The organism is Paracidovorax citrulli (assembly GCF_900100305.1).
GTDB classification, from domain to species: Bacteria; Pseudomonadota; Gammaproteobacteria; order Burkholderiales; family Burkholderiaceae_C; genus Paracidovorax; species Paracidovorax citrulli.
This window is the reverse complement of the sequence record NZ_FNEY01000058.1, coordinates 1-8,664: the sequence shown is the minus strand read 5'-3', so window position 1 is coordinate 8,664 and position 8,664 is coordinate 1. Positions and strand designations below refer to the sequence as shown.

The following is an 8,664-nucleotide window of genomic DNA, read 5'->3' as shown; positions in this document are numbered from 1 at the left end:
TGCTCCGGCCGCAGCCAGTCCTGGCGCCACGGCGCCTGGGGCGAGGTGCTGGAGGCGACGGACGCGCTGGGCCAGCGCACCCAGCTGCACCACGTGCTGGAGCATGGCGCGCTGCGGCTGGTGGGCGTGCAGCAGCCGGGCAACACGGCGGTGCGCCACCGCTGGTCGGCCGCCGGCATGCTGGAGGCGACCACCTACGGCGCGCACGACGTGCTGGAAGGCACGGGCGAGCCCGCGGGCACCAGCACGACAGTCACCTACCGCCACGACCTCTGGGGCCGGGTGGTGGAGCAGGTGCAGGCGGGCCGGGGCGTGCAGCTGCGCTACGACGTGGCCGGGCGGCTGCAGGAGCTCGTCAACGAGAACGGCGATGTCACACGCTTCGTGCACGACGCGGCCGACCGGCTGGTGCAGGAAGTGGGCTTCGACGGGCGCAGCCAGGTGTATGGCTACGACGCTGCCGGCCAGCTCACGCACACGGGCGACGGGCATGGCGAAGGCCACCACCCGGGAGCGGCGGCGCGGCCGGAACTCGGGGCGGTGGTGCGCACGCGGCTGCACTACGACCTGGGCGGCCGGCTGGTGGCGCGTGTGGCCGTACGGCTGCCGGCAGCGGCATTGGCCGGTGTTGGCGTCAGCGTCGCAGGTGATGCGCCCGACAACCCCACGGCTGAACCGCATGCCGTGCTGCAGATCCAGCGCTTCGGGCACACCGCGGCCGGAGCCCTGCTGCAGGCGCGGACCTGGGAGACAGAACTGCCCCACGGGATCGAGCCCATGGCCCTGCCAACGGCCCTGTCTCCCGACTCCTCGCGCCCAGGCGCTGCCACAGGCCGACCCATCCCTCTCGCCGAACGCTGGCTGGCGTTGGATACGCAGGCCTTGCTGTCCCTGCTGGACCGCCCGGGCGACCCGGTGCATGCGCCGTTGGCCGCCGCGCTCCAGGCACAGAGGCTGCATCCAGAGGCCCGCGTGGCCCTGGCACGCGATGCTTTCGGGCGTATGTGCGGAGAGACGCAGACGCTGTACCGGCAGGCCACCCAGCCGCAAGCGTCCCATGCCGGCGGCGAGCCGCCCGTGGAGTTCGAGCACGCGATCACCCACACGCTGGGCCCGCTGGGCCAGCGCACGGCCACTCAGGCGCAGGGCCTGGGCACGCTGCAGTGGCTGGCCTACGGATCAGGCCACGTGCACGGGCTGCTGCTGGACGGCCAGCCGCTGGTGGATTGGGAGCGCGACGCACTGCACCGTGAGGTGGAGCGCACGCTGCACCTGCTGGAAGGCCAAGGCAACGACGACCTGCCGGCGATCGTGCATGCGCGGCAACTCGATCCGATGGGCCGGATGCTGCACCAGGACTGGCGCGGCCTGCGCCATGCGGCGGCCATGCCTGCGGCCGGAGATACCGGTGGCACGGACACGGGCCCGTCCTCGGCCGCAGGGCGCATCGCCCCGGCCCTGGGCCCCCTCTCCACACTCGCGCAGCGCCGCTACTGGTACGACCCCCTGGGCCAACTGGTCGGCGTGCAGACGCCGGGCGAGGCCACGCGCTACGGCTACGACGCCTGGCAGCGCCTGAGCGGGCTGCACCGTGCGGGCCAGGGAGCGCCGGAAGTCCGGCAGCACTGGGCGCTCGACCCTGCAGGCAATCGCCTGCCCGCGCCCCCGGAGGCCGGCGTGGCGGCGCTGCACGCCGACCGGCAGGCGTGGGCCCGCGAGGTGCGCGACCACCTGCAAGACCCGGACTTCGACCTGCTGCGCGCGGGCGGCGCACCCGGCGAGGGTGCGGGCCCGGTCACGCACTGGCCGGGCAATCGCATCGGATGGAGCACACCAGAGCGGGATGGCGACGGCCACGGCACCCCGATCCGCTATCGCTACGACGCCTTCGGCAACCGGGTGCAGGCGCTGCACGCCGACGGCCGGGCGCAGCGCCTGCGCTACGACGCCCTGCACCATTTGCGCGAAGTCTGGCAGCGCGAGGGAACGGGTGGCGCCTGGCAACGGGTGGCCTGCTACCGCTATGACCCCTTCGGCCGGCGGCTGGCCAAGACCGTCGTCGGCGATAGCCGGCACAGCCACGGAGCCGCACCGGGCTCTGCGGCCACGACCCATGCTGGCTGGGACGGTGACCGTCTGGTGCATATCGAAGGCCCGCAGGGGCTGCAGCACACGCTGTACGAGCCGGACTCCTTCGTGCCGCTGTTGCGGCTGGAGCGGGACCAGGCCATCCCCACGCCCGTGCAGGCCATGTTCGCGCTGGAAAACCAAGGCGGCGAATCCCACGCGGCGGCTTTGTTCGCGGGATTGCCGCGCGCACAGCGCGAATGGCTGGCGCAGGCGCTGACCGACGCCCTGGGGCCGCAGGGCGATGCACCGCGATCCCGCCTGCAGGCAGGCCTGCCCGAAGCAACCGGCGCACTGCTCTCCGCGGGCCTCCGAGCCGTGCGCCAGCAACGGCAGGACGCCACCCAGGCCCACGCGACGCGCATCCGCCATGTCCTGTGCGATCACCTGGGCACGCCCATCGCGCTGGTGGATGCCAACGGCCCGCAGGCGGGCCTGGTCACCTGGGCCGCGACCTACCACGCCTGGGGTGCCGTGCGCGAGGAATACGATCCGCACGGTATCGGGCAGGACATCCGTTTCCAGGGCCAGCAGTTCGATGACGAGACGGGGTTGCACTACAACCGGTTCCGGTACTACGACCCGATGCTGGGGCAGTATGTGACGCAGGATCCGATTGGGTTGGCTGGAGATATAAACAAGCTAATTTATCCAACGAACCCGACTTCAAGCAACGATCCTCTTGGACTGAAGGAGGAAGGGGGATGGCTGTCGAAAATATTTGGTTGGGGTGAGAAAGCAAGCTCGGTGAAAGATGCTGTTGAAGCAGGGGCGCTTGTATCGGAGAACAAAAAGCTGCAGAAAGAATTGGATAAACTTGACGAAGAATTGCTGTCATGCTTGTCTCAGTCGCCTACTTGTCAAACGGGTAAAATCGAACAGATTGAAAAAAGAATGAGTGAAATAAGGAAGAAAATCCTTTCAAACACAGGAGAAGTAACAAAAATCATGATGGAGACTCCCGGCACGTCCGCAGGAGGTCCTATTCATATCCCAGGGATGAAGCCATGAAGAAAATGAATTTGAGGTTCATCTTTCTAGTCTTGTTTTTGTTTGCTTCTTTTGGCGCCATTTTTTATAATTTTGGTGGTCACGAAGACGTTGCCGATTTGGTGCCAAAAGATAGGTGTGTCAAGTCTGCATATAACGATGATTCAAAAACCCATAAAATATCGATCAACTGCAGAGACTACAGCGGCGAAGTGTACACAATCATTGCGAGAAGGTGGAGTGATAAGAGCAAGATAGAAAATATTGCATCAAACCTCAAAGGGGGGGAGGCGGTGAAGAGTTTCATTTGCTCTGAATTCAAGCCTTCGGGCGAAGAGCGCTTTTCGGAAGAAATTCGGCATCTCCATACTTGTTTGTCTAAAGAGAATGGAATAACAATTACTTCCAACAGTAGAGCTGCGGTAGTGTTTTACATAAATCATTTTGAGAAATAATCCTTGCCGCGCCTGTGGGATTGCGCCATTTTGCTGGCTCCGCCAGATTATGGGGCAAATGTGGATTTTCTTATGAAGTGCTCGCCAAAAATACTTCGATGTAACGGCGAATTTTTTCTAGATGCCCATTCTAGGGAGTGGCTGCATAACTCGCTCTCCAAATCGCTGTAGTGCGGCGGTGAACCCATGATCGTCAGCTGCTGTTTGTGCCTGCCTCTGGGAGCTCCCCGGAAATCCTGCGAGTGATCGCTTTGCCCTTCCAGGAAGGACGCCTTGAAAAAGAATCTGATTTATTTTGTTGCGGTTTCTGGAGTTGCTGCTTTGATGGCATATTTCTTATTCTAGATAAAATCTGGAATACCCAATCTGGATGCACTTATTCCTCCAGAGCGCTGTGTGAAATCTGCATACAACAATGAAAACGATAGAAAAAGGATCTCTGTAAACTGTCGAGACTACGCAGGCAAAGTTCAGACAGTTATTGTTAGGAAATTTGATAACAAGGATGATCTGGCCAGACTGAAATTCGCTTTCAAAAATGGAGTGGTTTTGGATGGTTTCTTGTGCACTCAACTAAACGGCTTGCATACGTGTTTTTCTGAAGGCGGAAAAATAATGGTGTCGTCGATTGCCGATGAGGCAGTTGTCTTCTATGTTTTACAGTATAACGAGGGATCAAAAAAGAATAATAAATGAGGTGAATCTTTTGCTGAGAGGGCGTTTGCTCATGGTGGTAGCTGCTGATCCCCATTTGGCGTCAATTTTTTTCCATTCAAAGCCGTTCAGGGTGAACTTGAAAAATAAAATTCATTCCGTGCTGTTGTGGCTATGCCAATTATGTGATATTCGATTTGCAGGGGATGATATTTGTCAGGGAGTGCGATGATCAGGAAATTGATGGCCGTGGCAGCCACGTTCTTTGCTGCAGGTTATTTTGCTTGGGTGATTTTTGCTTCAAGTACTATCAAAGAGTTCTGCACTACTGCTGGTGACAGGTGTGTGACCGTTCATGGATGGTGGGTGGATTCACCCATCATGAGAGGTGAACGATCGATAGTGATTTATAAGCGTGGAATATTTTCATCGGCTGTTGAAATAATGACGGTGGATTTCTTTGACGAGGATATGCCAATCTTGAGTACTCTGGCTGACTCTGTTGAAGGAGGGAAGAGGTTCGGCTGGGGGGAGGTGTATGATTTGAATTTAAATAGTGAAGCCATGAGAAAAATACAAGTGGCTTCCGTATTTTCAGGGTCAGTTTATGTGCCGTCGCAAAGAGCCTTGGTGAATTGCGCTGACTTCAAATGCCTGAATGAAATAAGGCGTATCCATAACAGCAAGTAGGAGCAGTGCATCCAGAGTGCGTGAGACGTCCCTCCGCACGGGTGCTCGCTTGGGCGAGAAGTTCATGACGCGCTCTAGTATTCACCGTCGGTGGAGGGCTTTTCATGCAAAAAGATAGCGAATTTTTCTTCTATATAAAGTTTCTGACGACTCTGATGCTTGCCATGGTGCTTTCTGCCGGCTATTTGTTATTTTTCTACAGGCTGACTCCTGGCGTCGAAAATTGGCTCTCATGCTTGTGGCTTGCATATCCGATCTATTTGCCGATGGTCTTGGCGGCCTATCGCAAGTCCAGTGCCTTGGTTTTTTTGGGGCTAGGTGCAGGGGGTGTATTTGTTTTGGCCGGTTCTTTTGTTTTTTCTACTGGCGATGGAGGCGGTGCCTCGCTTGCTCAAATTCCATTCTTGCTCTTCGGATTGGCATTTTCTTCCGTGATCATGCTCTTAGGTATAGTCATTGAAGGGTGTGGCAAAAAATCTGAAAATTAAAGTAATGCATGCACTTTATTCGATGTTGCCATGAGTGATCTTGACAGTTCAAAGACAGTGCGGGCTTTCGTGGTCGTGAATTTTAAGTCCGCTTCATTATTCGTTTTTCTTGTTGCGTATGACCTGTTGGTGATCTTCTCGGGGTTGGGTAACTACTATCATGGTGGAAGCTATTTAGGTTCCCTGGTAATCGATGTCGCGGCTGTACTTTTGCTATGGGCTGGAATGAAGTTGTTTGCGGAAACGGGTTTAGTTCTTAAATTCGTCATGATCGTTTTGATGATCGTGCCTGTGGTTGTGCTTTTGGGTGTTTTTTATCGAGTGTCCCTTTGGTTCTGAATGAAGTGCTGTGGCGTAGACGGTATGTGTGAGGCAAGGTGTGGAGCGCATCGGCATGAAATTCAGTTCTGCGATATTGTCTGTTGTCGCTGTGGTGCTTGCAGGTCTGGTTGCTCTTTCGCTTATTTCACCGCCGGGAAAAGTGCGAGTGGGCATTTATATTTCTATAGGCGTGCTGGCGTTCCTTTTTGTCTGGTTGAGGGTGCTTGCAAAGAAGGTCCCAGATAAAGAAGACGAGCCGTGGGATATCTAGAGCGTGTCCTGAACTTCCCGTCGCAGCAAAGTCCCACGCAGGCGGACATACCCCCCACAGGTGGCGCCGCGTGGCTGATCCGCCCGCGCTGCGTGGCGCATGCCCTCACGGACGCGCAGAGCATTGTTGCCAGCCGGGCTGCGACGTACGATCCACGGCATTTCCGGCCCTGCGCGGCCAGCCTCCCGCGAACCCGTCGCGGCAGGCGCGCGCACTCCCTGCCCCATGCCTCTTCCCGACCCGAACGACATTCCCGCGGCACCGCACCGCCTTGCCGGCCGCTTCCGTCTTCTCGGCCCGGTCGCCCGCACGCTGCGGTGGTGGATGTGGGCCGCGGTGGCCGGGGCGCTGGCGGCGGCGGCCACGGTGGCGTTCCGCGCGCTGGTGCAGGGGGTGGAGCACCTCGCCACCGGCCATGCCGGCGGTCTGGTGGAGGCTGCACGTTCCCTCTCGCCCTGGCACCGCGTGGTGGTGTGCACCGTGGGCGGCGTGCTGGCGGGCCTGGTGCTCGAATGGGGTGGCCGCTGGGCGGCGGCCGGCCCGCGTGGCGATGCGCACCTGGATTACATCGATGCCGCGCGCGCCGGGCGGGTGGACCTCAACGACCGCACCACGCTCGTGCGTTCGGCATCGGCGCTGTTGTCGGTGGGCACGGGCGCCTCCATCGGGCGCGAGGGGCCGATGGTGCAGATGGCGGCCTGGCTGGCCGCGTGGCTGGCCCGGGTAGTGCCGATCGCCCCCGAGCAGCGCAGCGCCCTCATGGTGTGCGGCATCGCCGCCGGCATCGGCTCGGCCTACCACGCGCCGGTGGCGGGCGTGGTGTTCGTGCTGGAACTGGCGCTCGGCTTTTTCGCACGCCATGCGGTCGCGCCCGTGCTCATCGCCGCGGGCACCGCCAGCGCGCTCATCCAGTTGCTGGTGGACCCCAAGCCGCTCTACGACGTGCCGGCGGTGGCCGTGGAGCCGACCAGCCTGGGGCTGGCCCTGGTGGCGGCCGTGCTGTTCGGCGCGGTGGGCTGGACGCTGCTGCACCTGCTGGAAGGCAGCCGCCGGGCTTTCGGGCGCGTGCGCTCCCTGCCGGCGCGCCTGGGCCTGGGCGGGCTGCTGGTGGGCGGGCTGTCGGCCTGCGTGCCCGAGGTCTGGGGCAATGGCTACAGCGTCGTGTCGTCGGTGCTGCAGGGCGGCCACCTGTGGCAATGGATCGTGGTGGTGATGCTGACCAAGATCGTGGCGACGGCGCTGAGTTCGGGCAGCGGCGCCATCGGCGGCGTGTTCACGCCCTCGCTGTTCGTCGGCGCCACGGCCGGCAGCGTGCTCGCCCAGCTCGCGGCGCTGGCGCTGCCCGCCGCTTGGGTGGGCGACCCGCGCGCCCTGGCCATCATCGGCATGGCCGCCGTGCTCGCGGCCGTGACCCATGCCCCGCTGATGGCCATCGTGATGGTGCTGGAGATGACGAACCAGTTCCAGATGACGGTGCCGGTGATGCTGGCCTGCGCGGTAGCGTATGCGGTGAGTACGCAGTTCGGGGGGCGGCCGTTGTATGGGAATCCGATTGAGGCGAGGCGGTGAGGTGGTGTTTAAGTTCTATCCAGTCTGCTGGGAGTGTGTCTATGACCGATTCAGGCTGAGAGCCACCGCTCGTCGCATGTGTAGCGAATGGCAGCGTTCGACCCTGAGCGGTCGGTCGCGTATAACTGCGTGCGCGCCGCTGGTCATTGTTGCGCCAACAAGGCACCAATGCAGCAGAATTCAAGCACCTGCAGGAGGAAGCAATGTGAGCACGCCAAAGGTCATCTATCTGACGGGAGCGCCTGCAACCGGCAAATCAACGCTCAGTCGTAACCTTGCCCGGCTCGAGCCTGAACTGAAAGTCTTTGCCTATAGTGAGGAGCTCCGCAAGCTCATTCAGCGCAAGTCAGGTGGCAGAGCAATGACAGAAGATGACATCAGACGCCAATCAGCGCTTGTGGTAACACCGCAGGATGTCGAGCATCTCGATGATGAGCTCGTCGAGTTGGTTCGGCGGGAGCGAGCCCATAGGAGCATCCTGATCGACTCCCATCCTGTGACCAAAGAACAATACGGGTTTCGCGTCACGGGCTTCGACGCACCGACAATTCAACGCTTGAGTCCAGACATCCTGGTATGCCTGTACGCACCGGCCGAGGTGACCCGAAGTCGTATTCAGGCTGACGCCATGGGGCGCCCGCTTATCTCCGAATTTGAGTCCCAAATGCACACGCATCTGCAGGCGGCGGTCGTCACTCAGTATGGCGTCCTCACTGGTAAAGCTGTCTACTTCTTAGACAGTAGCGCCACACCGAACGCTCTCACGGAGGCTGTCTTGAAGTGGCTGCGCTAGCTGTGATGTCTCAATAGGTTGTTCATCCAGGCCCGACCTGGGAAGCTGTGGTTACCAGGCCCCAGCAACTCAGGACAGGACACCGGATGAACAGTCATAAGCATGCGCGATTGACCCGCGCAGGTCGAGCCCTTCTGGTCGACAGAGTGCTCCAGCAGAACTGGACGATGCGCCAAGCCAGCGAAGCCGCAGGCGTGAGCCTGCGCACCGGCTACAAGTGGATGGCCCGCTTTCGCAACGAAGGCCCCGATGGCTTGCTCGACCGCAGCTCCCGCCCGCACCGCAGCCCCCAGGCCTGCCCACCCG

Annotated in this window: 10 protein-coding genes; all 10 read left to right on the top strand. The window is 60.6% G+C overall.

Annotated elements, in window-relative coordinates; genetic code table 11:
• Positions 1-3,138, top strand: a 3,138-nt coding sequence (locus BLR99_RS21980) for an RHS repeat-associated core domain-containing protein (RefSeq protein WP_139160207.1), incomplete at its 5' end; no start/stop codon positions are given.
• Complete coding sequence (locus tag BLR99_RS22940; protein ID WP_011796791.1) at positions 3,135-3,572, top strand: hypothetical protein; 438 nt, start codon at positions 3,135-3,137, stop codon at positions 3,570-3,572. The genes BLR99_RS21980 and BLR99_RS22940, both read left to right, overlap by 4 nt.
• Before the next feature lie 396 nt (positions 3,573-3,968).
• A complete protein-coding gene (locus BLR99_RS22935; protein ID WP_139160206.1) occupies positions 3,969-4,268 on the top strand; it encodes a hypothetical protein in 300 nt (99 codons plus the stop codon).
• Positions 4,269-4,475: 207 nt separating this feature from the next.
• Positions 4,476-4,916: a hypothetical protein gene (locus tag BLR99_RS22930; protein ID WP_133246123.1), complete on the top strand. Its 441-nt coding sequence runs from the start codon at positions 4,476-4,478 to the stop codon at positions 4,914-4,916.
• 104 nt (positions 4,917-5,020) lie between these two features.
• Positions 5,021-5,404: a hypothetical protein gene (locus BLR99_RS22925; protein ID WP_133246122.1), complete on the top strand. Its 384-nt coding sequence runs from the start codon at positions 5,021-5,023 to the stop codon at positions 5,402-5,404.
• 30 nt (positions 5,405-5,434) lie between these two features.
• The gene (locus BLR99_RS22920) at positions 5,435-5,743 is read left to right on the top strand and encodes a hypothetical protein (RefSeq protein ID WP_011796788.1); all 309 of its coding nucleotides are present in this window, start codon (positions 5,435-5,437) and stop codon (positions 5,741-5,743) included.
• A gap of 55 nt (positions 5,744-5,798) precedes the next feature.
• Positions 5,799-5,996 carry a hypothetical protein gene (locus BLR99_RS22915; protein WP_133246121.1) on the top strand — a complete coding sequence of 66 codons (198 nt, stop codon included), beginning with the start codon at positions 5,799-5,801 and terminating at the stop codon, positions 5,994-5,996.
• A gap of 225 nt (positions 5,997-6,221) precedes the next feature.
• Positions 6,222-7,565: a chloride channel protein gene (locus BLR99_RS21975; RefSeq protein WP_116212339.1), complete on the top strand. Its 1,344-nt coding sequence runs from the start codon at positions 6,222-6,224 to the stop codon at positions 7,563-7,565.
• 205 nt (positions 7,566-7,770) lie between these two features.
• Positions 7,771-8,358, top strand: coding sequence for an ATP-binding protein (locus tag BLR99_RS21970; protein WP_011796786.1), 588 nt, complete (start codon positions 7,771-7,773; stop codon positions 8,356-8,358).
• Between the two features lie 86 nt (positions 8,359-8,444).
• On the top strand, positions 8,445-8,664 hold a 220-nt coding region (locus tag BLR99_RS21965), incomplete at its 3' end, for a leucine zipper domain-containing protein (protein WP_139160205.1).